This window comes from Bradyrhizobium sp. (genome assembly GCF_050014615.1).
Lineage (GTDB): Bacteria > Pseudomonadota > Alphaproteobacteria > Rhizobiales > Xanthobacteraceae > Bradyrhizobium.
The window spans coordinates 25163-50902 of the sequence record NZ_JBEKCZ010000005.1; the positions used below are offsets into that span (position 1 = coordinate 25163).

The following is a 25740-nucleotide window of genomic DNA, read 5'->3' on the forward strand; positions in this document are numbered from 1 at the left end:
ACGACCGGATCCGACGTCCGCGGTTACAATGTGAAATTAGCGTTCCGGTCGGGTGCGCGGTGGAGAAGATGTTGCAACGGCAGGCGGAGCGTTTTGCGATTGCGGCAGATGATAATGAAAGCCGTCTTTACCGGAAGGTGATCCTGCGGATCATCCCCTTCATCTTCATCTGCTACGTTCTGAACTATATCGATCGCGTCAATGTCAGCTTCGCCAAATTGCAGTTTCAGAGCGATCTGAACCTGACCGATGCGAGTTACGGACTGGGCGTTGGTCTGTTTTATGTCGGCTACATCCTGTTCGAAGTGCCGAGCAATCTGCTGCTGCAGAAAATCGGTGCGCGCAAGACCATCACCCGGATCATGTGCCTGTGGGGCCTCATTTCCGGCGCCATGGCATTCGTCTCGCGGCCGGAACAGTTCTATCTCGCCCGCATCCTGCTGGGCGCCGCTGAGGCCGGGTTCTTCCCCGGCATTATTCTCTATCTCACATTCTGGTTTCCAAACCGGATGCGCGGGCGGGTGATGTCGTTGTTCGTCCTCGCCATCGCGGTGTCTGGGATGGTCGGAGGGCCGATCTCCGGCTTGATCATGCAACACCTCGGCGGTTTTCAGGGGTTCAAGAGCTGGCAATGGCTTTTCCTGATCGAAGGAATGCTGCCGGTCATGATGGGGATCGCGGCTTTCTTCGTGTTGGACGACCGCCCGCGAGACGCGAGATGGTTGTCGGACGGCGAGAAGGATCTGCTCACGGCCAATCTGACGATCGAAAACCGGACCGATGGCCATTCCGGCGCTCAAGCCTTGCTGTCGGCGCTGCGGAGGCCGAAGCTGTGGATGGCAACCTTCGGCTATTTCTCGGTCACCTGGGCCGGGACGGTCCTCAATTTCTGGACGCCGACGATCATCCAGCGTTCGGGTGTGGCCAGTATATTCCAGGTCGGCATGCTGTCGGCGGTTCCCTATGCGATCGGCGCTGTCGGCATGCTCGCGCTGTGCCATCACTCGGATCGAGTGCTGGAACGGCATGGCCATTTCTTCGCCGCGGTGTTCATCGCGGGCTGCGCGGCGCTCGCCGTGGCCTATGCCTCCTGGAATTCTGCGCTCTCGATCATCTGTCTTGCGGTGCTGGCGGTCGGCTATCTCACAGCCATCGCCCTGTTTTGGACCATTCCGACCAGCTTTCTTTCCGAACAGGAGGCGCCAGGCTGCATCGCCTTTATCAGCAGCGTCGGCCAGATCGGAAGCCTGGTCGCTCCGACGCTGTTTGGCTATGTGTCTGACCGGACCGGAAGCCTTGCCATGGGCGCCGGCGTCGTTGCCGCTGTCCTGATCGCCGGCGGGTCCGCGGTTTTGAGCCTGAGGTTCTTCCGTATGAATACGGGCTGACCAACCACGGCTGGCGCCGCCGTCGCGCTCTTTCGGCTTCAAGAGTGAAGCTTCAGCAAGGTGACCGAATACCGGCCAGCATCATGGTTAGCCGTTTATGTTCCCGTTAGGGGCTACTTCATTAATTTGAGCTAATCACCAGGGGTCTGGCGCCACTCCGGCGACGGCTATTCCTGCGATAGGTGCTCAATGCTTGGCAATCTGCGAATTTCCTCCAAGCTCCTGATGATAGTGGGTCTTTCGGTGATCGGCATCGCCGCGGTGGCCGGCGTCGGTCTCTCGGCGCTCTGGGACAATCTGCTGGAGGATCGCAAGGCGAAGCTCCAGGATGTCGCTCTCATGGGCCGTCAGGCTCTCGAACTCGATTATCAGGCCTCGAAGAAGGCAGGGCTTTCCGAAGCCGAAACCCTGGAACGCGGCAAGACACTGCTGCGCACATTCCGTTTCGGCAAGGACGATTATCTTTACGCCATCAGCGGGCAGGGCGTGTCGCTGGTCAATCCCAACCCGAAGGTCGAAGGCAAGAATCTATATGACTCGGTAGATTCCGACGGCGTCTATTTTATCCGTGATCAGATCGCGCTGTCCGCCAAAGGCGGCGGCATCATGAGATACCGCTTTCCTCGGCCCTCAGGCGACGTGCCGCTTCCGAAGATGTCCTATGTCACCGACTTCAAGCCCTACGGCTGGGTCATGGGTGCCGGCATCTATATTGAGGACGTCTATGCGATCTTCTGGGCCCAGGCGCTCCAGGTGGGCATGCTGGTCGGTCTTGCATTGCTGGTGATGGGCGGCATGTTCTTCCTGCTCGGTCGCAGCATCGTGCAGCCGATCAACGCGATGACCGCGGCGATGCGAAAGATCGCCGATGGCGAGACCTCGACCGCTATCCCGGCTCAGGAACGGCGCGATGAAGTCGGCGCCATGGCGCAGTCGGTGCAGATCTTCAAGGACAATATGATCGAGGCGACCCGGCTGCGTGGCGAGCAGGACGTTTTGAAGGCTAAGGCGGACACCGACAGGAAACTTCTGCTCAGCAAAATGGCCGATGATTTCGAGAATGGCGTCCGCGCCTCGCTCGACACCCTGACCGGTGCTGCGACGGAAATGCAGGCGACCTCGAAGAGCATGTCCACCACCGCCGGGGAAGCCAGCCATCAGGCGACCACCGTGGCCGTTGTGGCCGAGCAGGCATCGGCCAATGTGCAGACGGTCGCTGCGGCGACCGAGGAATTGTCGTCGTCGGTTTCGGAAATCGGACGTCAGGTCACGGAATCAACCCAGATCGCGGGTCAGGCCGTCGCCGAGGCCAATCGTACCAACGTCACGGTGCAGGGGCTGTCGGCCGCAGCACAGAAGATCGGCGACGTTGTCAAACTGATCAGCGACATCGCCAGCCAGACCAATCTGCTGGCCTTGAACGCCACGATCGAAGCGGCCCGTGCCGGCGAAGCCGGCAGGGGTTTTGCGGTGGTCGCCAACGAGGTCAAATCGCTCGCCAGCCAGACCGCAAAGGCGACCGATGAAATATCGGCGCAGGTTGGCGCCATGCAGGGCGCGACCGCGGATGCGGTCCAGGCCATCGAGAGCATCGGCCGCACCATCGGTGCCATCAACGAGATTGCTTCGGCGATTTCAATCGCCGTCGAGCAGCAGGGTGCCGCGACCCGGGAGATCGCTCGCAGTGTTCAGGAAGCCGCGCAGGGGACCGGCCAGGTGTCGAGCAACATCTCCGGTGTCAACCAGTCCGCCGACAAGACTGGCGCCGCGGCCAACAAGGTATTGTCCTCGGCGGAGCAGCTGAGCGGTCAGGCAGCAACCTTGCGCGCCGACGTCGATCGCTTCGTCGCCAACATCCGCGCCGCCTGATTGTCGCTGCTCGAAACCGCCAAGCCTCTCATCCCCGGGGAATGAAGGGGAAGATCGTGCGTATCGGACCGTGTCCCTCGCCTGGTAGCGGCCGGCCTCGCTCGCGGTGACCGTTCCAGATACCATCGAGCGGTAACATCACGCTGTTCTCAAGGATTCGTTATCGCGAAGTCCGCGTGCCAATCCGTTGGCTCGGTGCCCACTGTTGTGATCCCTGCATCTGTCTATAACCTGAAGCCATGAACCTGATAGCCTGAGGCCTCGGTGCGCGTGTAGCACATCGCGGTGGAACCGCCCGGAGCTGATGGCGGTTCGGATGTACAAAGCTGTACACGGGTATCATAGACGCATGACACACCTGCGGGCTAACCCGATAGCTATCGCAGGCGACGAGCCACAAATGGTGCTCATAGCAGGGCGCTCATGAAAACGGCCGACGAGACTTTGCGAGGTGGGAAGTCGGTCGGCGCGGGACATGGCCGCAGCCGTGCCATGTCCTTGGGCGCAGTGGCCATTATTCTCGGCCTGGTCGCTTGCCTCCATCTTGGGTTCTGGGCCCTGAAAAATCCGGCGACAACCGCGGCGTCGGTAGAAGACCGGCTGGCGAGCGTTTCGTACAACCGGTTCGCGGGCGCCCCTTCCTCCGGGCTGACCGTGCCCGAGGCGCGGATTCGTGCCGATCTCACCGCCATCGCCGGGCAAGCCAGGGCGGTGCGTACTTATGCCTCGACGCAAGGCCTGGAGCGCGTTCCACCGATTGCGGCTGAACTCGGGCTCACGGTCACGCTTGGCGCCTGGATCGACAATGACAATGCCCGAAACGAGCGTGAGATCGTCTCAGCCCTCGATCTGGCAAGGCACAATCCCAACGTCACGCGTCTGGTCGTGGGCAATGAAACCGTGTTCCGGCACGAGCGCAGCGTGGCCGATCTGATCCGGATCATTCAGCGCGTGAAGCGCGACAGTCCGGTTCCGGTGGCGACCGCCGAAAACTGGCAAACCTTCATCCAGCATCCAGAGCTTGGCGACGCCGTCGACCAGATCTTTGCCCATATCATTCCCTACTGGGAGGGCGGGCCAAAGGCGTCGGCGGTGGAGCGGTCGCTGGAGATTTACGACAGGCTGCGGGCCACATTCCCCGGCAAGACCATCGTCATCGGAGAGCTCGGTTGGCCGAGCGCGGGCCGCAATTACGAGCAGTCGATGCCCGGCTCGATCACCCAGGCCGTGGTGTTACGGGATTTCGTTGCGCGCGCAACTGCACTCGGCATCGACTACAATATCGTCGAGGCAATCGACCAGCCAGAGAAATTGTTCGAGGGCAATGTCGGTCCCTATTGGGGCATCCTCGACGCGTCCTTGCGGCCCAAATTTGCCTGGACCGGGCCGCTGGTGGATGCCGAATACTGGAAGGCGGCCGCGTGCGCCGTCCTCGTCGGCCTGTTGCTGTCACTCTCTGTTCTGTTGCTTCCCGGGGCGACGGTCGGACAGGTGATGTTGCTGGCCGGCGCGGACCATGTGATCGGTGACTGGTGTGCCAGCGTGCTCGGATACTGGCATGCTCACTATTTCCTGCATGGTGAGGTGATCGCGTTTGGCGTCGGGTTGCCGCTGCTGGGGCTGCTAGCCCCGATCCTGCTCTCGCGCGTAGGCGAATTGGCGGCGGTTACCTTTGGTCGCAATCCTGAACGGCTTCTGGCGATATCGCCGCCACGCCCGGACGCTGCCACGCCAAAGGTCTCGATTCATATTCCCGCGTATCGGGAGCCGCCGGAGATGCTGTTGCGCACCATCGAGTCGGTGGCGCGGCTCGACTACCCGGATTTTGAATGCGTGGTTATCATCAACAACACGCCGGATCCGGCGTTCTGGCAGCCGATCGAGACGCGCTGCCGCGAACTCGGGCCACGTTTCAAGTTTCTGCGCGTCGAAAATCTCCAGGGGTTCAAGGCCGCAGCGTTGCGGCTCGCAATGGCAGAGGCTGCGGCCGATGCCGAGATTATCGGCGTCATCGATGCCGACTATGTGGTCGATCCAAGGTGGCTCGCGGATCTGGTCCCGAGCTTTGCCGATCCCGAGGTTGGCCTTATCCAGGCTCCGCAGGATCATCGCGACGGCGATCGCAGCCTGATCCACGCCGCCATGAACGCCGAATATGCCGGGTTCTTCGATATCGGCATGGTCGAGCGCAACGAGTTCAACGCCATCATCGTTCACGGCACCATGTGCCTGATCCGCCGCACGGCGATGGCAGCCGCCGGCGGCTGGTCGAGCGACACGATTTGCGAGGACAGCGATCTCGGGCTGACGATCATGGAACTCGGCTGGCGCGCCCACTACACCAACCGCCGTTATGGCTGGGGGTTGCTGCCGCAGGATTATCAGGCCTTCAGGGTTCAGCGGGCCCGTTGGGCTACAGGCGCGGTGCAGATCGTGAGGAAACACTGGCGCAAGTTCCTGCCGGGGACCAGCCGGCTCGACCATGATCAGAAACGCGAATTCCTGCTGGGCTGGCTCAACTGGTTCGTCGCCGAAAGCATTGCCGTCGCGGCGGCGCTGCTCAATCTGATCTGGGTTCCGTTCATCGCGCTTGATATCGTCGCCATTCCCGACGTGCTGCTGACGTTCCCGATCATCGCGGCGTTTCTGGTGACGCTGGTTCATTTTGCCTGCGCTTACAGAATGCGCGTCGCGGTCTCGTACTGGCAGATGCTGGGCGCGATGATCGTATTCATGTCGGTGCAATGGACGGTTGCGAGTGCGGCCTTCACAGCCGCGCTTCCGGCGAGCCGCAGCTACTTCCATCGTACCCGAAAGGGCGGCGGCGCGCCCGTAACTACGCGCATTGTGGCGATGCCGGAAATGCTGCTCGGCGCGCTGCTGGCCGCCGGCGCCATCACGATCTATGCCGTCAATATCTACCGTCATCTCGAGGCCGACCTGTTCGCGACGATCCTGCTGCTTCAGAGCCTGCCGTTCCTGTCGGCGGTGGCACTGGTCTGGCTGGAGCGCTTCGGCGATCAAAGATCAATATCGGCTGCGCGAGCGGCGATTTGAGACGCCGCTTCGGCGAACAGGAAGATCGTGCTACGCAGCGACACTGTCCGATGCTTCAGCGATTTCTGCTGCGCGGTACTTCACTCATCGTCTGCTTGAATTCGCGGAGCAGCCAGTCGACAAACGATTTCACCTTCGGCAGCTTGGCGCGATGCTCTTCGGTGACGATATGGTATGCCAGCGGAGACGGCAGCCGGATCGCAAACGGTTCGACCAGCCGACCCGTGGCGATATCGGACTTTACCACGGCGCTGCGCCCCATCACCACGCCCATGCCTTCGATCGCCATCTGAAACGACGGGTAGAGCAGATCGCAGGAGATTTCGTTGGCCGCCGAGATTTGCGGGATTCCGGCCTCTTCCAGCCACAACGGCCAGTCGTCCCGCAGGATTAAGGGCGACGAGGTGTGGATGCGGGTGTGGTGACGCAGGTCGCCGGGAACGCGCAGCGCATGGGTCCCGCGCAGCAGTCGAGGGCTGCAGACCGGAAATACTTCCTCGTCATTGATCTTCCATGTCGCCATTCCCGGCCAGTCGCCGAGGCCGTAGTGGATGGAGACATCGTAGTCCTCGTGCAGGGCGTTGCCGAACGGGACCAGCGTGCGCAATCGCACGGCAACATCAGGATTGCTCTTGCGATAACTCGGCAACAGCGGAATCAGGCATTTGATCGCGAAGGTGCCGAGGCAGCCGATCGTCAGTTCGTCGCCGCGGTGGCGACCGATGGCGCGATCGGTCGCCACCATGATCTCGGTGATCACGTTGCGCGATGAACGCAGATATTCATGGCCGGTCTCGGTCAGCCGTATGGTGTTGCTCTCGCGGACAAACAGTCTGTCACCCAGGAATTCCTCGAGGGCGCGGATGCGCTGGCTGATGGCGCCCTGTGTCAGGTTCAGTTCGATCGCGGCCCGGCTGAAGCTGAGGTGGCGCGCTGTCGCCTCAAAGGCGTAAAGTGCTGACAGGCTTGGCAAATTTTTCCGCATGATGTCAAAATCCAATGAGGTATTAGTATTTCTAATACCTCCGTTAGAATTTGTCGATTGAGCCGCCACCCCTGATCCGTCAGAACCGAAGGGCAGCCGCGAAGGAGTTCGCGGTGTTAACTGCTGCCTGGATCGGATCGACGGGTGAATTCACAAACCACGCATCGGGCGTCGCTCATCGTTCGCGACGGAACCTCGATTTCATACGCTATGACAGGCGCGAGCCGGCATCGCCGGGTCGCACTGATACATTCTCTGGCGCTCGACGGTGAGTTCTGGCGCCCGGTCGCCGATATCCTCTCTAAGGATGCCGCCGTCCTGACGATCGACTGCCGCGGCCACGGCGCCTCCGGAACGCCGCCCGGGCCTTATTCCGTCGAGCAGTTCGCCGACGATCTTGCTGACGTGCTGGACGGCATCGGCTGGCCGACGGCGGCCATCGCCGGCGCATCGATGGGCGGCTGCGTCGCGATCTCATTCGCGGCACAATATCCGTCGCGGACGACGGGCCTCGGACTTTTTGACACCACGGCCTGGTATGGCGCCAACGCGCCGAAGCAGTGGGAACAACGGGCCGAGCGCGGCGTCGCCGACGGTATGGCGAGCCTCGTCGAATTCCAGAAGACCCGCTGGTTTGGTGACGCCTTCCGGGCGGAACATGCGGACGTGGTCGAACGGACAATTGCCACTTTTGTGAAAACCGACCCGAAGGCCTATGCGGAAACCTGCCGGATGATGGGCGCCTTCGATCTGCGGGCAAAACTTGGTGCGCTGCGGATGCCCACACGGGTCGCCGTCGGCGAACAGGACCAGGCGACGCCGATCGCGATGGCAAGGGCGATCCATGAGGGAATACCCGGCGCGACGCTGAACGTCATTCCCGGCGGCCGTCATCTGACGCCTCTGGAGTGCCCGCTGCGGATTGCCGACGAGATCCAGATGCTGCTCGAAAAGGTCAACGCATGAAATTCACGGGCAAGATCGACGTTCCGGCGCCGCGCCAGGCGGTGTTCGAGAAGTTGCGCGATGCGCATTTCTTCGCATCATGCGTCGATGGCGTGCTGGACCTGGTCGAAATCGACGACCGTCACTACACCGCGACGCTGGAAACCCGGGTGGCCTATATCAAGTTCAAATTCGCCGTCACCGTGGAGATCGTCGAACTGGACGAACCCGTCCGCGTGGTCGCACGGGTGGAGGGCACGCCGGTCGGCATGGTTGGGCGCCTCACCGCGACCTCGGCCGCCAATCTCGTGGAGCAGGATGGCGGCACCGCCGTCAATTATGAACTCGACGTGGCATTGACCGGCAAGCTCGGCAGCCTCGGCCAGCCGGTGCTCAAATCCAAGGCCAAGGAAATGGAGCGCCAGTTCGCCTCCCGCATCCAGGCCAAATTTCAAGCCACGAATGCCGGGAGCGAAACATGATATCGTTCGAACTGGCGGAGCCGAAGACGCTCAGCGAAGCCATCGCCCTGCTCGACGCGGAAGATCCGGAAGTCCGGCCGATTTCGGGCGGCACTGCCCTGATGCTGATGATGAAGTCGGGTGTTTTTCGTCCGAGCCGCCTCGTCAGCCTGCAAAAGGTCGAACCGGATTATTCACGCATCGAACGCGGTGGGGATGGAAGCCTGCGGCTCGGCGCGCTGGCCAGCCTGTCGCAGATCGAGCATTCCGATGAAGTCCGCCGCGTAGCCCCCGTGATCGAGAAGACCATGCGTCATTTGTCGAATGTGCGCGTGCGCAATGTCGCGCGGCTCGGCGGCAACCTGGCGCACGGCGACCCGCATATGGATCTGCCGCCGGTGCTGTCGTCGCTGGGCGCGAAGGCCATCGTTGCCGGCCCGTCGGGTCAGCGCCAGATCATGATCGAAGAGCTGTTCAGCGGCTATTACGAAACCGTGCTGCAACGCGACGAACTCATCACCTTCGTCGACGTGCCGCCCCAGGCCGCCTGGTCGTCGACCTATATCAAATGCACGACGCGGTCGGCCGACGACTGGCCGGCGCTCGGCATCGCCTGTTCGCTCCGCATCGAGGGCGGTATCATCGGCGACGTCAGGCTCATGATCAGTGCCGCGACTGAAAAGCTGACGCGTCTCGTTGCAACCGAAAAAGTCCTGCGCGGCCAGAATGTCAACGAGGCGACATTCGAACGCGCCGGTGAATCCGCCATGACCGAAGCCGAAGTCATCGGCGATTCCCGCGGTTCAGCCGCGTATAAATCCGAACTGGTGCGGGTCTATGTACGGCGCGCGTTGCGGCAGGCCGGCCTTGCGGGAGTGCCCCAGTCATGACGATTCACAAGCCGATGCCCGCGGGACAGGTGGGCCGCTCGCTTCCCCGGCTCGAAGCTCGCGCCAAGGTCACCGGCCGGGCCGACTACGTGCACAATATGCGCGTGCCGGGCATGCTGATGGCGAAGGTGGTGCGCAGCACCGTGGCGCATGGTCGCATCGTCAGCATCGATACCAGCGCGGCACGGCAGCTCGAGGGCGTGTTTGCGGTCTACACCGGCGAGGACATCCGCAAGATCATCCCGGAGCCCTATTACGGTCCCGCGTTTCACGACCAGCCGGTCCTTGCGCTGGGCAAGGTGCGGCATGTCGGCGAGCCGGTGGCCGTGGCATTGGCCAGGGACGCGCATGTCGCCGAGCAGGCGGCGCAGTTGGTCGAGGTGGTGTATGAGGAACTGCCTGCGGTGTTCGGCGAAGTCGAAGCGATGGATTCGAAGGCCATCGTGCACGACGTCCTGAAGCCGGCCGGCACCTTTCCCGATCTCAAGCATCTGCACGGCAAGAAGAACACCAACATCGCGCTCGATTTCCATCTCAAGCGCGGCGACGTCGAAAGCGCATTCGCCAGCGCGGCGCATGTGTTCGAGCATGAATTTCACACCCAGCAGGTGATGCATACCCCGCTGGAGCCGATGGTTTCGCTGGCCGAGCCGACGCGGGACGGCCTGACGATTCACACGGCCTCCCAGAGTCCGTCATTCGTCCGGATCGAGATCGCCCGGCTGCTCGGATGGCCCGAAAACAAGGTGCAGGTGAAGGTGCCGCATCTCGGCGGCGGGTTCGGCGCCAAGCTCTACATCAAACTGGAGGCGCTGGTCGCCGCACTCGCGCTTCTGACCAGGCGGCCGGTCAAGTGGTCGCTGACGATGGAGGAGCAGTTCTACACCATCAGCAAGCATGCCACCACGTTCCGGATCAAGAGCGCGGTCGATGGGGCCGGCAAGGTCACCGGACGCAGTTGCACCGTCTATTGGAACGGCGGCGCCTATGCCGATATCGGCCCGCGCGTCACCCAGAAATCCGGTTTCACCGCGCCGGGACCCTACGATATCGAGAACGTCGCGATCGATTCCTACTCGCTCTATACCAACCGGCCGCCGGCCGGCGCGTTGCGTGGCTTCGGCATTCCGCAGCTGGTCTGGGCCTATGAAAGCCATACCGACCTGATCGCCCGCGAACTGAACATCGATCCGGTTGAATTTCGCCGCAACAATATCCTGCGGGAAGGCCGCCCGCAGGCGACCGGCACCGCGATGAAGGACGCCGCGATCGATCTGGTGCTGGAAAAGGTCGCCGAACGGATGAACTGGTCGGCGCCGTTTGATCGCGGCAGTGGAACGATACGCCGCGGCCGCGGTGTCGGGATCGGCTTCAAGGCCTCGATCTCGCCGACGACGTCGGTGGCCTTCGTCAATATCTACGCCGACGGCAGCTGCGCGCTTTACATGAGTACGGTGGACATGGGGCAGGGCTCCGATACCGCAATGGCGCAGATCGTCGCCGAAGTGCTGCAGGTGCAGGCCGAGAACGTCAGGGTGATTCATCCCGACACCGACGTCACGCCCTACGACATGGCGACGCTCGGCTCGCGGTCGACCTTTCACATGGGCAACGCGGTGAAACTGGCCGCCGAGGACGCCAAGCAGAAGCTCGAGGCGATGGCACGCAGCGTCGGCGCCCCGGAAGGCTCAAATCTCGAGACCCGCGAGATTTTCAAGAAAAAATACGGCATGCAGGCCGGCAATGTGATGGGCGTCGGCAGCTACATTCCGACCTACAAGTCGCCCGACTCCGTGACCGGCATGTCCGACAATATCACGCCGTTCTGGATGATCGGCGGCACCGGCGTCGAGATCGAGGTCGACACCGAAACCGGGCATGTGAAGCTGACGAAGCTCATCAACGCCGCCGATATGGGGCGGCCTCTCAACCCTCACATCGTGGAAACGCAGTTGTCGGGCGCGGCGATCATGCAGCTTGGTTTTACCATGTTCGAGAACATGGAGTTCGACGCGGGGCAGGTCACCAACGCCTCCTTCGCCGACTACAAGATCCCCGGCATCCATGACATTCCGCCCGACATCGAGAACCACATCGTGTTGGCCGAGCAGGGCGGCGGACCGTTCGGCGCCAAGGGCGTCGGAGAAAGCGCGACCTTCGGCGTATCGCCTGCGATCGCCAACGCGATTCACGATGCGGTCGGCGTTCGCCTGACCGACCTGCCGCTGACTGCGGAGAGCGTGCTGAGAGGCATTCGTCTCAAGGCCGGAAATCCGATCGGAGATTGAAATGGATCAGCACGCCAAGTCGATCAGCTTCGTGCTGAACGGAAGCACGACCGAGATGCTGGTGCAGACCCACGAAAATCTCGTCGAGCTGTTGAGCCGGCTGGATTTGTACGGCGCCCGCGAAAGCTGCGGCCAGGGTCTGTGCGGCTGCTGCACCGTGATCGTCGATGACATCGCGGTGTCGGGTTGTCTGTACCCGGCCGCGTTCGTTGACGGCAAAACCGTCACCACGATCGAGCATCTCGATCACGACGTTCACTTAAGCCCGGTGCAGCAGGCGTTCATCGAGGAGGGCGCGTTCCAGTGCGGCTTCTGTACGTCGGGCTTCATCCTGATGACGCATCAGTTGCTGGAACAAAAGCCGATGCCCACCGATGAAGAAATCAGGGACTATCTGGCAGGCAATCTATGCCGCTGTGCGGCTTATCCGGAGATCATCAACGCTGTGAAAAGCGCTGCAAACAAGATGGCGCGCACATAAGCAGAATTTGGGGGGATCAAGGATGACGACTTCCACAGTAACTTCCGCAATGGACGGCCCGTGGTACAGAGCGCTGTCGCGTTCGCAATGGAATGCGTTGATTGCCTCGAATCTCGGCTGGCTGTTCGATGGCTTCGAAACCTACGCGTTGATTCTTACCGCGGGCGTTGCACTGCGCCAACTGCTCGATCCTTCGCAATATGGACAAATCCCGTCCTATGTCGGCACCGTGATTGCAATCACTCTGCTCGGCTGGGGCATCGGCGGCATGCTGGGTGGAATTCTGGCCGACTATATCGGCCGCAAGCGCACGATGGTGATCGCGATCATCGCCTATTCGATCGCGACCGGGCTCAGCGCATTCGCGTTCGACTGGATATCGTTCGTGGCGTTGCGGTTTCTGGTCGGCGTCGCCATCGGATCGGAATGGGCTACCGGCAGTTCCATGCTGGCCGAACTCTGGCCGGATCGCGCCCGCGGCAAGGGCGCCGGCATCATGCAATGCGGGCTCGGTCTCGGGTTTTTCCTGGCGTCGTTCACTTGGCTGTTTCTCAGTCAGGCCGGCCCGGATGCCTGGCGCTATATGTTCGCGTTGGGGGTGCTTCCGGCGCTGCTGACACTGTGGATCCGGCGCGCCATTCCGGAATCCAAAATTTGGGAAGAGGCTAATCGGAATCGGCGCGCGGCGGTTGAACAAAAACGGTCGGGGGTCTCGCTCGGTGAAGGGGCCGAAAAGCTGACGCGGTTCACGCTGTTTGATCTCTTCACCGACGCTTCGCTGCGCCGCCGGACCATCGTCGTCTTTCTGATGTCGCTGACGACCACGGTGGGATTCTGGGGTATCTCGACCTGGGTGCCGCCGTTCATCGGTTCGCTGGCCGCCAAGGAAGGCTTCAACGCGGCGCAGTGGGCGAGCTATGCCGGCATGGCCTACACCATCGGCTCGGTGCTCGGCTATCTCAGCATGGGCTTCCTGATGGATGGGGTCGGCCGCAAGCCGGTCACGATTGCGTTTTTTGTCGTGGCGTTGTTGATGACGCCGGTGCTGTTCTTCGTGACCACCGATCTGAAGCTGCTGCTGCTGCTTGCGACGGTCAATGCGTTCTTCAGCAACGGGCAATATACATGGATGCCGGTCTGGCTGCCTGAGCTGTATCCGACCCGCATGCGGGCGACCGCGCTGGCCTTCGCTTTCAACGCCCCGCGCTTCATTGCCTTCCTGGGGCCATTGCTCGCCGGCACGATGATCACCCAGTTTGGCGGTTTCGGTCACGCCGCTATGGTGCTGGCATCGATCTATGTGGTGGGAATTATTGCCGCGTTCTTCCTGCCCGAGACCAAGGGGTCTCCGCTGCCGGACTGAGCCGGCAGGGGGATTCGGCGCGGGCGCACCTCTTTCCAAAATTATCTCCAGCCCGAACGACGACACCACCATGATCAGGAGCCGGCTCGCGGCCGCAGGTCCACCACTCTAGCTAACCGCCGAATGCTCTCGAATGGTTGGGTTGGAGTGGAACCGTCCGCAGCAGTTCCACAGTCCGGATCGATTTAGCTGCGCGGCGCCGGACGATCGCGGGATCCATCCGGAAGGCACCCATTGAGAAACAGCCTGACCGCGGCGCTGATCCGCTCGCGCAACTCTTTCTCGGATTTCGCGGTCTTGCCGGTGAGGACCAAAGCGCGGTTGGGGCCGTCGACCACCGCATAGGTGAACTGCTCGGCCAGGTAGCTGGCGTCGGCCGATCGTATCTGTCCGCTGCGCATCGCGTTGGAGAAGACGTTGGCGATCAGGCTTCGCGCGTGGAGGGAGTTCTCGTGATAGGCCAACGCCAGTTGCGGGAATTGATGCGCTTCGGACGTGATGAGCCGTTCGTGCGCGATAGCCGCCGGCGCCAGCGCGTGCTTCGAAAAGTCCACTCCGATCCTGACCAAGGTCGCTTCGATCGGACTGTCGCGCTTGGATTCGGTGACGGCCGGCAGCAGCAGATCATTGGTTCCTTTCCGGATCACCGCCGCAAACAACGCCTCCTTGGAAGGAAAGCGGGCGTAGAAGGTCTGCTTCGAGATCCGGGCCGTCGCCGCGATGAGATCGACGCTGACGGCCTCGAAGCTCGACTCCAGGAAGAGCCGCATCGCAACGTCGATGATCTGCTCGGTGATGCGGCTGGCTTGTTCCTTCGTCGGCCGCCCGCTGCTTCGCCGTACGGTTCTGGCCGGCTTGGCCTTGGCCACAGTCATTTTGGGTTTCTCTCCGAGCCTTGCCCTGAGCGTCTCCGGGCTGATTTCACCGTCCGGCCCGCCGTCTCGATCGTTCGATTTCTCCGCATATAGGCTTGCGGCGGCGAACGATAGCGTATAAATAGTACGGTATCGTTTGATTAATGAATTGGGAATATTAACCGCGTGGCGGTGGTCCGCGAGTGGCGGGCGCCTCTGCTTTGGTGTCGTGAAGGACTGGATATGAGACATATGACGTTGGTTTCTCGAATAATTATGCGTTCCGTTATCGCCGCGTGCCAGGTGGCTCTCGCCGGCCCAGGCGCCGCGGCAACCCCAACCGATCCGAGCGGAACCTGGCTCACGGAAGACGGCCGCGCCCGCGTTCGCATCGAGCGCTGCGGAGCGAAGCTGGAGCAGATCTGCGGCTATGTCGTCTGGATGAAGGAGCCGGCTGATGCGAATGGGCAACCGCTGCGGGATCAAAATAATCCGGATCTTGCGAAACGGTCCCGGCCTCTGTTGGGTCACCAGTTGATCCTGGGTCTCAGGCCAAGCCCGGAGGGGCACTTCGATGGCCAGATCTACAACGCGGAGAACGGCAAGTCCTACGAGATCTCGGTATCGCGCGGGGCGACGGATCTGAAGGTCAAGGGCTGTATGCTGTCGGTTTTCTGTGCCTCGCAGACCTGGACTCAAACCATGAACGCCTTGCCCGGGCAGTTGGTGGGGATGACGGGCGACCCGACCGGCCCCAGGGCGGATAAGGAGTGGGCGCCGCCGATCCAGGTGACCCAGGCGAAACCGCCGACGGTGGCAAAAGCCGCCAAATAGCGACGAGAGCGCTTCCGGCCTCGCTTCGAAGCGGTCCGGTCCTCTGCGTTGACGCTTTCCCAAAATATCTGAACTGGAGTTTGAGATGCCCACACTCTGGCGGGTGGAATGTCGCCTGGTGGTCCTGGCGCTCTGCGCGGCCTTGACCGGATGCGCCAGCGTGACGCCGATCCCCTATTCGGAAGTTGCTTCGTCGTCTTATCTGGTCCCGAATCCAACCGACGCGTCCGGACGCATTCCGTATCGCTACGCCACCACGGTGGATTGGCGCGCCTACAACCGGATCATCATCGAACCGGTGGTGATCTACCGGGGGCCGGATCAGCAATTCGGCGACATGTCCGAAGCGGACAAGGCGTCGCTCGCGAGCTACATGCAGACGCGGTTCGCGGAGAAACTGGGCCGCCGCTTCACGATCGCGAATTATCGCGCGCCAAACATGCTGCGCGTAAGGCTGACGTTGACGGGCGCGGTTATCAACACGCCGGTGCTCGGCACCCTGTCACGGTTCGACGTCGCCGGCATCGTCTATAACGGGGTGCAAACCGCCCGTGACGGGGAGGGATCGCTGACAGGCTCGGTCATTTATGCGGTCGAGATCTTCGATGCCGGGACCTCGCGGCTGCTCAGCGCGTTCGTCACCAAGCAATATCCGAGCCCGTACGACATCAAGGCCAGCGTGGGACCGCTGGCCGCGGCAGAGGCCGGGATCGACAAGGGCGCGGAGGCGCTGATGGCGCAATTAAGATAATGCCGGATCGGTTCGACCTTGCCCCCTCGCTGGCCCCCTCATTCGACATGCAGTTTCAGCGGTCCGCGGATCATGACGTGATCGACGGACATCAAGGCCTGAAACAGCGGCGCGCACGGCAGATCGTTCAATGGATCATCGAACAGGCGACGGCACTCGATGACGGTCTAGCTTTGCTCAACGGATTCTGCAGGGCGCTGGGAGATGCCGGGCTGCCGCTCTGGCGCATGAGCGTGGTAACTCCGGCGATCGATCCATCCGTGCGCGGGTTCAGCGTCGACTGGCGGAGCGACCGTGGCGCCTCGCCGGTCCCGGCCGCGTTCGGCGTCGAAGACATCGGCGCCTTCGAACGCAGTCCGCTCCATGCCCTTCTGGCGGAAGGCCGGACGTTCGCCCGATGGCGTCTTCGTGATGGTCCGGATGCGGCAAAGGCTGTTCCTGAGTTGCTCGACCTGCGTGCGGAAGGCGCCACCGACTACGTTCTGCACCTGATATGGTTCGCCCCCGGCACCGCGCTGAAGGGCGTCGCGGTTTCCTTCACGACCGACATCCCGTCGGGTTTCAGTGACGACGACCTTGCGATCCTGGCCGAGGTGCTTCCGGCGCTCGGGCTCGCGATCAGCAAACTGGGCCTGTCGCGGACGCTGCACGAGACGCTTGCGATCTATCTCGGTTCGGCAACGAGCACGCGCGTTCTCAACGGCCATATCCGGCGCGGCGAGGGGGAGACGGTCGCCGCCGCGATCCTGCTGGCTGATTTCCGCGCCTTCACGGCGCTCACCGACCGCGATGATCCCGTCAGCGTCGTCGGCTGGCTCGACGAGCACTTCGACGCCATCGGCGAGCCCGTCATGCGGTGTGGCGGCGAAATCCTCAAATTCACGGGTGATGGATTCCTGGCTATCTTCCCCGTTTCGGATCCCCGAAATCAGCCATGTCCCACCTGTGGCATCGCCCTGGATGCGGCCGAGCAGGCGCTGGCTCTCAATCGCGCGTTAAATGATCGGCGCCGATCGGCAGGCTTGCCGGGACTGGAAGTGGATCTGGTGCTGCACTTCGGCCAACTGGTCTATGGCAATGTCGGGACCGGCCGGCGGCTGGACTTCACGGTGATCGGGCGGGCGGTCAACGAAGCCAGCCGTATCGAGGAGCTATGCGACGAAGCGGATCGCTCGATTCTGGTGTCCGATACGTTTGCGGAACGTTGCGGACGTCGGCTGGAACCGGTCGGCACCTTCGCCCTGCGCGGGCTTGAACGAAAGCAGCAGATCTGGGCGCCGTTGCGGTCGCCATGATTGCCGTGGTGCCACGGCGGGTCAAATCCCCCCACAGCGACGTCCACAGCGTGATCACCGCGACAACGGTGGCAAATTCGACGACTTGCCTGATTGTTTGAAGCATGAAAGGCTTCCGGGTGCATAATTGCGCCGGCGTCTGTTGGCATCGGGAAGCGGAGAGGCATGATGCGGATGGTTTCGAGATGGATTGTGACGGTTGCGGCGGGGGCAGCGGTTGTTGCCGGCGTCAATTCAGCCATCGCCCAACAGACGATCCGTGTCGGCTGGACCATTCCGGCCGAAGAATCGAAATACTGGATGATGCGTCGGCCGGCGGAATTTCCCGATCTCGGCAAGACCTATAATATCGAATGGACCCAGTTCCAGGGCACCGCACCGATGACGCAGGCACTGGCGGCCGGTGCGCTGGATTGTGCGACCCAGGGGCCTCTGTCACTGGCGAACGGTGTCGTCGGCGGCAATCTGAAGGCCTATATCGTCGCCCAGCATGTGTTCGAAAAGCCCGGCGGGTTCTCGGTCTATTGGGCGGTGAAGGACGATTCGCCGATCAAGACCGTCGCGGACCTCAAGGACAAGACCGTCGGCATCAACGTGATCGGCGGCGGCACCTATGGTCCGTTCGCGATGCTGTTGCAGAAGAACGGCGTAGATCCGAAGAAGGACATCAAGCTGGTTGAGGTTGGTTTCGCGGTTTCCGAGGAAGCCCTGCGCCAGGGACGCATCGATGCCGTCAATATGAACCAGCCGTTCGCCGCGCGCGCCGAGGCCAAAGGCGGCATCCGGAAACTGTTTTCGCTGTCCGAGGCGATGCCGAACATTGTCCACATTGTGGAAGCCTGCCGCGCCGACTTTGTCGACAAGAATCCGGAACTGGCAAAAGCCTATGTGCGCGATGTCACTTCGGGCATGAAAAAGGCGCTGGCCAATCGCGAGGAAACCCTCAAGGTGGTTTCCGAAGTGCTGAAAGCGCCGGTGCCGGTGCTGGACACCTATCTGCTCAAGGACAATGATTTCGCCCGCGATCCCGGCGCCGCGCCGAATTTCGATGCGATCCAGAAGATGCTCGATATCTATGCCGCGACGGGAATGCTGCCGAAGATGGACGTCGCGCAGTTCAAGCATCCGACCATCGTGGCGCCGCTGCAATAACGCCTCCCGAAGTGGTGGCCGTGCCGCACGAAACTGCCGTGAAAAGAAGCGAGAATGAAGCTGTTGCCACTGCGCTTGGACATTCCAACTGAATCTGCCTCGCGGCGCGGGCCGGCGATGGCCATGATCGAGATCGACCGGGTTTCGCAGATTTTCCAGACCTCCGGGCGTCAGCAGCATCTGGCGTTATCGGAAATTTCGTTGACCGTCGCGGACGGCGCCTTCGTCTCCATTCTTGGCCCATCCGGCTGCGGAAAATCGACACTACTCTATATCGTCGGCGGCTTTGTCAGCCCGACGCAGGGCGTCGCCACCATGAAGGGCAAGCCGATCACCGGGCCCGGTCCGGATCGCGGACCGGTATTTCAGGAGTTCGCGCTGTTTCCCTGGAAGAGCGTGCTCGGCAATGTGATGTATGGCCCCCGCCAGCAGGGCGTGAAGCCAGCGGAAGCCGAGGCGCAGAGCCGCGCGCTGATCGAGATGGTCGGGCTCAAGGGTTTTGAGGATTTTTACCCCAAGGAGCTGTCCGGCGGCATGAAGCAGCGCGTCGCGCTGGCGCGAACATTGGCCTATCACCCCGCGGTGCTGCTGATGGATGAGCCGTTCGGCGCGCTGGATGCGCATACCCGCACCCGGCTGCAGAATGATCTGCTCAACATCTGGGAACGCGATCGCAAGACCGTGCTGTTTGTCACGCATTCGGTCGAGGAGGCAGTGTTTCTGTCCGACAAGGTCGTGGTGATGACGCGCTCGCCGGGCCGCATCAAGGAGGTCGTCGACATCGACCTGCCGCGTCCTCGGCGGCGGGCGGAACTGCTGCTCGATTCCCGTTACCAGAAATATGTGGTCGATATCGAGGGGATGATCGACGATACCAGCGAAGACGAGTTGCGGCCATGATTGTTGTGCGTACGGTACTCGCGCGCTCCGCGCCTCTGCTCGCCTGCCTCGGTCTGCTCGGCATTTGGCAGATTGGCGCGCTGATCCTCAATACCGAAAGCTTTCCGACTGCGCTGGAAGCGCTGCGCGCAATCCCCTCGATCCTGGGTGACAAGGAAGCGCTGATCAATATTGCTGCTTCGCTCCGCCGCATGGCTGTCGGCTTCGCTTTGGCGCTGGCGGTTTCGATTCCGCTGGGATTGATGATGGGCCGCAGCCGCGCCGTCGCGTCGTTTTTCAATCCGCTGCTGATGATCATCTATCCGGTGCCGAAGGCCGCGCTGATGCCGATCATCATGCTTTGGCTCGGCGTCGGCGACATCGCGAAAACCCTGGTGATCTTTCTCGGTGTCAGCCTTCCCGTGATTTATCACAGCTTTCAGGGCGCCAAAGCCGTCGAAGAGAAGATGCTGTGGTCGGGCGCGGCGATGGGGCTGTCGGCGCCGCAGCGCATGATCCGGATCGTGCTGCCGGCGGCGCTGCCGGAAATTCTCACCGGTTGCCGCACCGGCCTGGTGCTGGCGCTGATTACGATGATCACGAGCGAGATGATTGCCCGGCAGTCGGGTGCGGGAAATATCCTGTTCAACGCGCTCGATATGGGACAGTACGACACGGTGTTTGCGATGATCATCATCGTCGGTGCGATGGGCATCGGTCTCGATGCCGCGTTCGAGAACCTGCGCGGCAGGCTGGTCAAATGGTCGGAGCCGCGCTTCGATCTGCCATTGAGCTTTTCATGAACGCGCGCGCGCTTACATCGGATGTTCTGCTGGGGATCATTCCGATCGCGCTGCTGATCGGCGTGTGGCAGGCCATCGACTCGCTGGGGTACGCGCCGCTGTCGCTGCTGCCGCCGCCCGGTCTGGTATTCACGCGTCTGGCGCAGCAACTCCTGACCGGCACCTTTCAGCAGGAGATCGGGATCACGCTGTTGCGGCTGTTCGCGGGATTCTCGATCGCGGTCATTCTCGGCGTCGGCATCGGGCTTGCCGCGGCGGCCCATCCGGCGGTCAATGCCGTGGTCCGTCCCATCGTGCGGGTGCTGGCGCCGTTGCCCAAGGTCGCGTTGTATCCGGCGCTGCTGTTGTTGCTGGGATTCGGCCATGCGTCGAAGATCACGCTGGTCGCCGCGGATGCGCTGTTTCCTATACTGCTATCGACCTATTACGGGGCATCGATGGTCGAGCAGAAGCTGATCTGGTCGGCGATGGCGGCGGGCACGCCGCGCCGTCAAGTGCTGTTCAAGGTGGTGCTGCCGGCCGCCGTGCCGTCGATCCTCACCGGCTGCCGCATCGGGCTGGTGATTTCGTGCATTGTGGTGTTTCTCGCTGAAATGATCACCTCGAGCGACGGTCTCGGCCATCTCCTGGTGACGGCGGCGCGGACCTTTCAGGCCGTCGACATGTTCGTGCCGCTGATCACGATTTCGCTGTTGGGGCTGATCCTGAACGGAATGTTGCAGGCGGTGCGATCCTATCTGCTGCGCGGGTTTCCGGAAGTCTGATGCAATTTTTGAAGTGGAGATGAGTGATGTTGGCGGACCGCATCGAAGCAAAATGGATCGACGCGTTTTGCGAAATTTTCGAGCGTTGCGCCGTCAAGTCCGGCGATACCGCCGCGATCCTTTCGGAAACGCAGTCGCGCGCGCTCAACGTTCATCTGGCCGAACTCGCGCTGTTGCGGATCGGTGCGAGGCCCTTCCACGTCATCGTGCCGACGCCGCGCAATCGGCAGATCGTGCCGATCCGCTCCACCGGCGCCAGCGAGGCGATCCAGCGGCTCGGGCCTGTCGTCACCGCGCTGCAGCAGGCCGGCTTCGTGGTCGATTGCACCGTCGAGGGCCTGATGCATGCCGTCGAGACGCCGGAAATACTCAAGGCGGGCGCGCGGATTCTCAATATTTCCAATGAGCATCCCGAAGCGCTGGAGCGCATGGTGCCGGATCTGGCGCTGGAAAAGCGCGTGCGGGCGGCGGCTAAAATGCTGCGCGGGGCCAAGCGGATGCGGGTGACCTCGAAAGCGGGCACCGAGCTCGATGTCGACATGGTCGGCGCCTCCACGGTCGGCGTCTGGGGCTGGACCGACAGGCCGGGAACGCTGGCGCACTGGCCGGGCGGTATCGTGGTGAGCTTTCCCAAGAGCGGCACCGTCAACGGCACGCTGGTGATGGCGGCCGGCGACATCAATCTTACCTTCAAGCGCTATCTGACGTCGCCGATCCGGATGACATTGAAGGATGACTACGTCACGGATCTCGAGGGCGAAGGCGCCGATGCCATGATGATGCGGGCCTATCTCGCCGCGTGGGGCGACCGTGAAGCCTATGCGGTTTCCCATGTCGGGTTCGGCATGAATCCCGCCGCGCGCTACGAAGCGCTGGCGATGTACGACCAGCGCGACACCAACGGCACCGAGCTGCGCGCGGTGGCCGGCAACTTCCTGTTTTCCACCGGCGCCAACGAATTCGCCGGGCGCTATACCGCCGGGCATTTCGATCTTCCTGTCATGGGAACCACGATCGAGCTGGACGGCGTTGCGGTGGTTCGCGAAGGCGTGCTGCAGGATGTGTTTGGCTAAATGACAGGCGGCCGTGCCAGCTTGAAATGCCGGAGCAGTTCGACCAGCGTTGCGAGGCGCTGCTCGCGGTAGTGCTCGATATCGAGGCCGGAATAATCGAGGAAGCCGGCGCCGGTGCGCATGCCGATACGGCCCTCATGCATATTGCGCGAAATCACCTCGGGTGCGCGATAGCGGTCGCTGCCCAGTGCGCCTTCGAGATAGCGGCTAGCGTAATACAGAATATCGCCGCCGCCCCAATCGATGAATTCCAACAGACCCATCACCGCGTAGCGGAATCCGAAACCGTAACGAATTGCCTTGTCGATATCTTCGGCGCTGGCGACCCCTTCTTCGACCATCCGGGCCGCCTCGTTCATGGCGAGTGCCTGGATCCGCGGAACAATGAAGCCCGGCGTTGCGGCGCATACCACCGGCACCTTGCCGATGCCCTCCAGCAGCGCCTTGACCCGCGCGGTGATGTCCGGATCGGTCGCGGCTCCCGGCGAAATCTCGACCAGCGGAATCAGATAGGCCGGGTTCAGCCAGTGCACGTTGAGAAATCGCCTGATATGCTCGACCGAGCCGGAGAGGTCGTCGACCAGAATGGTCGACGTGGTCGAGGCGATGATCACGTCAGGTCCGACGCATTTCGAGGCGGCCGCCAGCACGTCGCGCTTCAGATCGACCACTTCGGGCACGCCTTCGAACACCATGCCGGCGTCAGCGAGCGCGGCAGGCATGTTCTGCGCAGGCACGACGGTAACCCGCGCAGAGATGGCTTCGGCATCCTTTTCGCTCAGCAATCCGAACCGGGCCAGACTTGCCAGCGTTTTGCTGACTTCTCCAAGCGCCTCGGCCTCAAGGGCCGCAAACTGTTCCGCGGGGCGCGGCTTGACGTCGATCATGGTGACGCCGTGCCCGGCATAGGCAAAGGCGACGGCAATGCCGCGGCCCATACGGCCGGCGCCCAGGCAGGCAATGGCGGGCAGGGCGCCGGTCATTTGGCAAATCCCTCGCGCAACAGGGTTTGCAACTGGTCACGGTTGAGGTCGCCGAGGCCGAGAGCGCCAAGGGAGCGGCCTTCTGCCATGAAATCCTCGCCGCAGATCGCGCCGCCGATGGCGAGAAAGGCCTTCGCCAACGGCGTCGCGACCTCGGCCAATTCAGCAACCGAGACCAGCAGGGACAGGCCGAGCCGCAGATCTTCTCGCATGTAGCGATGCTCCCTGAGCACGATCCGCTCACGCCAGTCGCCGGAGTCAGTCAGGCGATCGTGCGATCCGCGGCCATACATCCATTGCTCGCCCTCGGTCGCGTAATGATCGGCCAGCGGAAAATGCGGGCCGCGATAACCATAACCCTCGCGGACCACGATCCGTTCGGTATCGAGTGCGTCGGTCACCCTTCGGATCGACGCTTGCGTGCCTTCCTTGTGAATGTCCCAGCGCTCGAAGTGCTCGATCGGGCCCGCATTCATCACGATCAGCGGCGGATGGATGATTGGTCCGGCATTCATCAGCGCCGCCGACAGCGCGTCGCCGCACGGCTCGGTCACGCCGGGAAAGGCGCGGCCGATGACCGCAAGCGCGCGATCGGCGGCATGAAGCGGAAATACCCCGACCGGCAGCCGCTTGGCGCGGATCGTGATCGCGACTTCGAACGGCGCGTGTTTGCGCGTCAGCCATGGCAGTGTGCCGGTTTCGGCGAAGCTGACCGTGGCGCGATTGCCGGCGTCGCGCGCGGCTAAAGCGAATATCATCGATCCGAACGTTGCCGGCGGCAGAAACACCACCTGTCCGTCGCGCAGATGCGGCGCGATCCGGCTTGCGATATCGGGCTGCGCAAACGCCGGGGCAGGGCACAGGATCAGCTCGGCGTCGTGGATCGCGGCGGCGACGTCCGATGTCACCAGCGCCAGTTGCACCTCGTGCCGGCCGTTGCTGTCCTTGAGTACGATACGCGAGCCGGCCGCGCGGTGTTCGGCAACTTGGGCCGCATCGCGCCGCCACAGCCTGACCTCATGGCCCTGCAGCGCAAAATCGCCCGCGGCTGCGAATGAGCCGTTGCCGCCGCCAAGCACCGCGATTTTCAAGACGTCTCTCCTTGTGGGCGTGCCGGCTGGTCGAGCTGTCGCAACAGGAAATGCTGGACCTTGCCCAAAGCCGTGCGTGGCAGATCGTCGACAAAAACGATATCGCGCGGCACCTTGAAGCGGGCGAGCTGCGTCAGCACATGCGCCTTCAATTCCTCCGCCTCGATCGAACACCCCGCGCGTCGGATGACATAGGCCACCGGCACCTCGTCCCATCTGGGATCGGGCCGGCCGATGACGGCGCATTCCACGATCTCGGGATGTTCCATCAGCACGCGTTCGACTTCCGCCGGATAGATGTTTTCGCCGCCGGAAATGATCAGGTTTTTCTTGCGATCATGCACCCAGAAATAGCCATCCGCATCGCGGCGGCCGATATCGCCGGTGTGATACCAGCCGTCCTGGAGCGCTTCCCGTGTGGCTTCCGCGTGGCCCCAATATTCCGAGAATACGTTGGGGCCGCGCACGGCGATTTCACCCGGAGTGTCCGGCGGCAGCTCCGTGCCGCTATCGTCGATGATGACAGCCTCGCAGCACAGGCCAGCAAGGCCGGTTGAACCCGCCCGTGAAAGATCGCCGCCAAGACGGGTGTAAATCGCGACCGGGCAGGTCTCGGTTGAACCATAGACCTGAAGTACCGGCACGCCGCGGGCGACGAAGCGGTCGATCAGATGCGGCGGCACTATGGTCGATCCGGTCGAGACGGCCCTCAGCGATGACAGATCGGCGGAAGCCCAGCCGGGATGATCGGTCACCGCCTGAATGATCGCCGGTACCAGCACGGTCAATGTCGGACGTTCCTGCGCGATCGCCGACAGCGTTGCGTCAGGCTGGAAACGTCGATGGATCGTCACTGTCGCACCATGGTGCAACGCCGGCGTGGTCTGAATGTTGAGGCCGCCGACGTGGAAGAAGGGCAGTACCGTGAGGACGTGATCTTCTGACGTGAGGCCATGCATGTGCTGGCTCATCACCCCGTTCCACAGCAGCGCTTCCTGTCGCAGCACGGCGCCCTTTGGTCTTCCGGTGGTGCCGGACGTATAGACCAGCAGCAGCGGACAGCCGAGATCGCTGTCCGGATTGCGGCCGTCGCCGCGCGCGCGCGCTAGCGGCGCGTCGAATACGATTCCTCCCGGAGGCGCGAAATCGAGTCCCACGATGCTGGCGTCGGGCAGGCTTTGTTTCAAGGCCGGCAGAATTTCCGCAAACGCCTGTTCGAGCACCAGCACTTTCACAGAGGCGTCCGACAGGATGAACAATTGTTCGGCCGCCGCGAGCCGCCAGTTCAGCGGCACCAGCATGGCGCCGAGCCGTGCGCAGGCGTAGAGCAACACGAGGTAGTCGGGCCGGTTCAGGCTCAGGATCGCGATGCGATCGCCACGGCCGACCCCGTATTCGGCTTTCAGCGCGCGTGCTGTCTGTTCGATGCGGGCGCTGAACGCCGCATAGCTCAAAGTATTGCCTTCGAAAATAATCGCGGCCTTGTCGGGCGCGAAGGCGGCGTTGCGCTCGATCAGGCTGCAGAGATCCACCT

Annotated in this window: 22 protein-coding genes; 17 read left to right on the plus strand and 5 right to left on the minus strand. The window is 62.4% G+C overall.

The genetic code is table 11. The features are described 5' to 3' along the window. Positions 1-68 precede the first annotated feature (68 nt). From ABR948_RS01600 to ABR948_RS01610, 3 genes are all read left to right on the plus strand, one after another. The gene (locus ABR948_RS01600) at positions 69-1388 is read left to right on the plus strand and encodes an MFS transporter (protein WP_428113541.1); all 1320 of its coding nucleotides are present in this window, start codon (positions 69-71) and stop codon (positions 1386-1388) included. A 189-nt stretch (positions 1389-1577) separates the two neighbouring features. Further along, on the plus strand, positions 1578-3257 hold the full coding sequence (locus ABR948_RS01605) for a methyl-accepting chemotaxis protein (protein ID WP_428113542.1): 1680 nt from the start codon (positions 1578-1580) through the stop codon (positions 3255-3257). Between the two features lie 492 nt (positions 3258-3749). Further along, complete coding sequence (locus ABR948_RS01610; protein WP_428113543.1) at positions 3750-6314, plus strand: glycosyltransferase; 2565 nt, start codon at positions 3750-3752, stop codon at positions 6312-6314. Between the two features lie 55 nt (positions 6315-6369). Here the strand turns inward: ABR948_RS01610 and gcvA are convergent, their stop codons facing one another. Then, positions 6370-7299, minus strand: a complete 930-nt coding sequence (gene gcvA, locus ABR948_RS01615; RefSeq protein ID WP_428113544.1) for a transcriptional regulator GcvA — start codon at positions 7297-7299, stop codon at positions 6370-6372. 144 nt (positions 7300-7443) lie between these two features. Between gcvA and ABR948_RS01620 the strand changes: the two genes are divergently transcribed. From ABR948_RS01620 to ABR948_RS01645, 6 genes are read left to right on the plus strand one after another with little or no spacing between them, the layout of a single operon-like run. Then, on the plus strand, positions 7444-8265 hold the full coding sequence (locus tag ABR948_RS01620) for an alpha/beta fold hydrolase (RefSeq protein ID WP_428113546.1): 822 nt from the start codon (positions 7444-7446) through the stop codon (positions 8263-8265). Then, entirely contained in the window at positions 8262-8726 is a 465-nt protein-coding gene (locus tag ABR948_RS01625; RefSeq protein WP_428113547.1) for an SRPBCC family protein, read from the plus strand. Before ABR948_RS01620 ends, ABR948_RS01625 begins: the two co-directional genes overlap by 4 nt. Further along, entirely contained in the window at positions 8723-9595 is an 873-nt protein-coding gene (locus ABR948_RS01630; RefSeq protein ID WP_428113549.1) for an FAD binding domain-containing protein, read from the plus strand. Before ABR948_RS01625 ends, ABR948_RS01630 begins: the two co-directional genes overlap by 4 nt. Further along, positions 9592-11883: a xanthine dehydrogenase family protein molybdopterin-binding subunit gene (locus ABR948_RS01635; RefSeq protein ID WP_428113551.1), complete on the plus strand. Its 2292-nt coding sequence runs from the start codon at positions 9592-9594 to the stop codon at positions 11881-11883. The genes ABR948_RS01630 and ABR948_RS01635 overlap by 4 nt, the downstream gene beginning before the upstream one ends. A 1-nt stretch (position 11884) precedes the next feature. Further along, the gene (locus tag ABR948_RS01640) at positions 11885-12364 is read left to right on the plus strand and encodes a (2Fe-2S)-binding protein (RefSeq protein ID WP_428113553.1); all 480 of its coding nucleotides are present in this window, start codon (positions 11885-11887) and stop codon (positions 12362-12364) included. A 22-nt stretch (positions 12365-12386) separates the two neighbouring features. Further along, positions 12387-13727: an MFS transporter gene (locus ABR948_RS01645; protein WP_428113555.1), complete on the plus strand. Its 1341-nt coding sequence runs from the start codon at positions 12387-12389 to the stop codon at positions 13725-13727. Positions 13728-13912: 185 nt separating this feature from the next. Here ABR948_RS01645 and ABR948_RS01650 read toward each other — a convergent pair whose 3' ends face one another. Beyond that, a complete protein-coding gene (locus tag ABR948_RS01650) occupies positions 13913-15112 on the minus strand; it encodes a TetR/AcrR family transcriptional regulator (RefSeq protein ID WP_428113557.1) in 1200 nt (399 codons plus the stop codon). Between ABR948_RS01650 and ABR948_RS01655 the strand changes: the two genes are divergently transcribed. The 8 genes from ABR948_RS01655 to ABR948_RS01690 all read left to right on the plus strand — a co-directional run bounded on the left by ABR948_RS01655 (position 14993) and on the right by ABR948_RS01690 (position 22132). Next, positions 14993-15415 (plus strand): DUF2147 domain-containing protein, encoded by a 423-nt coding sequence (locus ABR948_RS01655; protein WP_428113587.1) that lies wholly within the window; start codon positions 14993-14995, stop codon positions 15413-15415. The two genes, ABR948_RS01650 and ABR948_RS01655, sit on opposite strands and share 120 nt — an antisense overlap. Before the next feature lie 85 nt (positions 15416-15500). Next, positions 15501-16166, plus strand: coding sequence for a DUF3313 domain-containing protein (locus tag ABR948_RS01660; RefSeq protein ID WP_428113559.1), 666 nt, complete (start codon positions 15501-15503; stop codon positions 16164-16166). Between the two features lie 260 nt (positions 16167-16426). Next, a complete protein-coding gene (locus ABR948_RS01665; RefSeq protein ID WP_428113561.1) occupies positions 16427-17461 on the plus strand; it encodes an adenylate/guanylate cyclase domain-containing protein in 1035 nt (344 codons plus the stop codon). Between the two features lie 168 nt (positions 17462-17629). Continuing rightward, complete coding sequence (locus tag ABR948_RS01670) at positions 17630-18613, plus strand: ABC transporter substrate-binding protein (RefSeq protein ID WP_428113589.1); 984 nt, start codon at positions 17630-17632, stop codon at positions 18611-18613. Between the two features lie 54 nt (positions 18614-18667). Further along, the gene (locus ABR948_RS01675; RefSeq protein WP_428113563.1) at positions 18668-19513 is read left to right on the plus strand and encodes an ABC transporter ATP-binding protein; all 846 of its coding nucleotides are present in this window, start codon (positions 18668-18670) and stop codon (positions 19511-19513) included. Next, on the plus strand, positions 19510-20295 hold the full coding sequence (locus tag ABR948_RS01680) for an ABC transporter permease (RefSeq protein WP_428113565.1): 786 nt from the start codon (positions 19510-19512) through the stop codon (positions 20293-20295). The genes ABR948_RS01675 and ABR948_RS01680 overlap by 4 nt, the downstream gene beginning before the upstream one ends. Beyond that, positions 20292-21059, plus strand: coding sequence for an ABC transporter permease (locus tag ABR948_RS01685; RefSeq protein WP_428113567.1), 768 nt, complete (start codon positions 20292-20294; stop codon positions 21057-21059). The genes ABR948_RS01680 and ABR948_RS01685 overlap by 4 nt, the downstream gene beginning before the upstream one ends. A gap of 26 nt (positions 21060-21085) precedes the next feature. Then, positions 21086-22132 carry a 2,5-dihydroxypyridine 5,6-dioxygenase NicX family protein gene (locus ABR948_RS01690; RefSeq protein WP_428113569.1) on the plus strand — a complete coding sequence of 349 codons (1047 nt, stop codon included), beginning with the start codon at positions 21086-21088 and terminating at the stop codon, positions 22130-22132. On the opposite strand, the gene ABR948_RS01695 is transcribed toward ABR948_RS01690, so the two are convergent. The 3 genes from ABR948_RS01695 to ABR948_RS01705 are packed head-to-tail and all read right to left on the minus strand — an operon-like array spanning position 22129 to position 25738. Further along, positions 22129-23070, minus strand: coding sequence for a 3-hydroxybutyryl-CoA dehydrogenase (locus tag ABR948_RS01695; RefSeq protein ID WP_428113591.1), 942 nt, complete (start codon positions 23068-23070; stop codon positions 22129-22131). The genes ABR948_RS01690 and ABR948_RS01695 overlap by 4 nt on opposite strands. 41 nt (positions 23071-23111) lie before the next feature. After that, entirely contained in the window at positions 23112-24206 is a 1095-nt protein-coding gene (locus tag ABR948_RS01700) for an NAD/NADP octopine/nopaline dehydrogenase family protein (protein WP_428113571.1), read from the minus strand. Then, positions 24203-25738: a class I adenylate-forming enzyme family protein gene (locus ABR948_RS01705; protein ID WP_428113573.1), complete on the minus strand. Its 1536-nt coding sequence runs from the start codon at positions 25736-25738 to the stop codon at positions 24203-24205. Before ABR948_RS01705 ends, ABR948_RS01700 begins: the two co-directional genes overlap by 4 nt. Between the last annotated feature and the right edge of the window lie 2 nt (positions 25739-25740).

What these genes read in the sequence shown, in the direction of transcription:
- ABR948_RS01600 (WP_428113541.1), top strand. Translation starts at nt 69, where the DNA reads ATGTTGCAACGGCAGGCGGAGCGTTTTGCGATTGCGGCAGATGATAAT.
- ABR948_RS01690 (WP_428113569.1), top strand. Translation starts at nt 21,086, where the DNA reads ATGTTGGCGGACCGCATCGAAGCAAAATGGATCGACGCGTTTTGCGAA.
- ABR948_RS01635 (WP_428113551.1), top strand. Translation starts at nt 9,592, where the DNA reads ATGACGATTCACAAGCCGATGCCCGCGGGACAGGTGGGCCGCTCGCTT.
- gcvA (WP_428113544.1), bottom strand. Translation starts at nt 7,299, where the DNA reads ATGCGGAAAAATTTGCCAAGCCTGTCAGCACTTTACGCCTTTGAGGCG.
- ABR948_RS01625 (WP_428113547.1), top strand. Translation starts at nt 8,262, where the DNA reads ATGAAATTCACGGGCAAGATCGACGTTCCGGCGCCGCGCCAGGCGGTG.
- ABR948_RS01610 (WP_428113543.1), top strand. Translation starts at nt 3,750, where the DNA reads ATGTCCTTGGGCGCAGTGGCCATTATTCTCGGCCTGGTCGCTTGCCTC.
- ABR948_RS01660 (WP_428113559.1), top strand. Translation starts at nt 15,501, where the DNA reads ATGCCCACACTCTGGCGGGTGGAATGTCGCCTGGTGGTCCTGGCGCTC.
- ABR948_RS01640 (WP_428113553.1), top strand. Translation starts at nt 11,885, where the DNA reads ATGGATCAGCACGCCAAGTCGATCAGCTTCGTGCTGAACGGAAGCACG.
- ABR948_RS01645 (WP_428113555.1), top strand. Translation starts at nt 12,387, where the DNA reads ATGACGACTTCCACAGTAACTTCCGCAATGGACGGCCCGTGGTACAGA.
- ABR948_RS01670 (WP_428113589.1), top strand. Translation starts at nt 17,630, where the DNA reads ATGCGGATGGTTTCGAGATGGATTGTGACGGTTGCGGCGGGGGCAGCG.
- ABR948_RS01630 (WP_428113549.1), top strand. Translation starts at nt 8,723, where the DNA reads ATGATATCGTTCGAACTGGCGGAGCCGAAGACGCTCAGCGAAGCCATC.
- ABR948_RS01605 (WP_428113542.1), top strand. Translation starts at nt 1,578, where the DNA reads ATGCTTGGCAATCTGCGAATTTCCTCCAAGCTCCTGATGATAGTGGGT.
- ABR948_RS01675 (WP_428113563.1), top strand. Translation starts at nt 18,668, where the DNA reads ATGAAGCTGTTGCCACTGCGCTTGGACATTCCAACTGAATCTGCCTCG.
- ABR948_RS01695 (WP_428113591.1), bottom strand. Translation starts at nt 23,070, where the DNA reads ATGGGCCGCGGCATTGCCGTCGCCTTTGCCTATGCCGGGCACGGCGTC.
- ABR948_RS01680 (WP_428113565.1), top strand. Translation starts at nt 19,510, where the DNA reads ATGATTGTTGTGCGTACGGTACTCGCGCGCTCCGCGCCTCTGCTCGCC.
- ABR948_RS01685 (WP_428113567.1), top strand. Translation starts at nt 20,292, where the DNA reads ATGAACGCGCGCGCGCTTACATCGGATGTTCTGCTGGGGATCATTCCG.